Raw genomic sequence first — 740 nt, 5'->3', positions numbered from 1 at the left:
TTGGCTCTATGCTCCGGCTTATAAAAACCATGTCCTTCATTTTCTAACAACATGTATTCATATGGATGCTTCGCTTTTTTCAAAGCATCAACCAAAGATTCAGCCTGCTCAATCGGTGCTCGCTCGTCATCACCACCATGTACAATAAGCACTGGTGCTTTTAGTTTGTCGATATTATAAGAAGGCGAATAAGCTTTAAGCTTTGCTTCATCTGTACCCAATACTTGCGTTAAGTACCTTTGACCAGAATTGCGCTCTGCTACATCGCCTTCTTCAAACATCAATGGCAGGTCATAAACACCTACAACACCAATCGCGCACTTAAACATATCTGGCTCAATAATCGAACTTTGTAGTGCTGAGTAGCCACCAAAGCTGGCGCCCATGATGCACATATTTTTAGGATCTGCGTAGCCTTGTTCAATCACATACTTAGTCGCATCTATGATGTCATGCTGAATTGCTGACCCCCACTTTTGGTGACCTGCATGTTCAAATGCACGACCATATCCACCTGAACCTCTGAAGTTCACTTTTAAAACGGCGATACCACGATTGGCAAGTAATTGTGCATCAGAGTCAAACCCCCACCAATCTCTCGGACCATGAGGACCACCATGAGGCATTACCACAAGAGGTAGGTTTTTAGCTTCTTTATTGAAAGGCAAAGTAAGATAACCATGAATTTCAAGGCCGTCTCTCGCTTTAAATGAAACAGGCTTAGTTTCTGCCATCAAACG

General features: G+C 43.0%; 1 protein-coding gene. It reads right to left on the bottom strand.

Features of this window, described 5'->3' with window-relative positions:
- Positions 1-740 (bottom strand): alpha/beta hydrolase family protein (locus AC1HJP_RS21145; protein ID WP_480363465.1); only part of this gene is annotated, 740 nt, incomplete at both ends.

Source organism: Pseudoalteromonas sp. NFXS53 (genome assembly GCF_056629255.1).
Note: the sequence above shows the minus strand (reverse complement) of the source record. Positions and strands in the feature narration are given on the sequence as shown.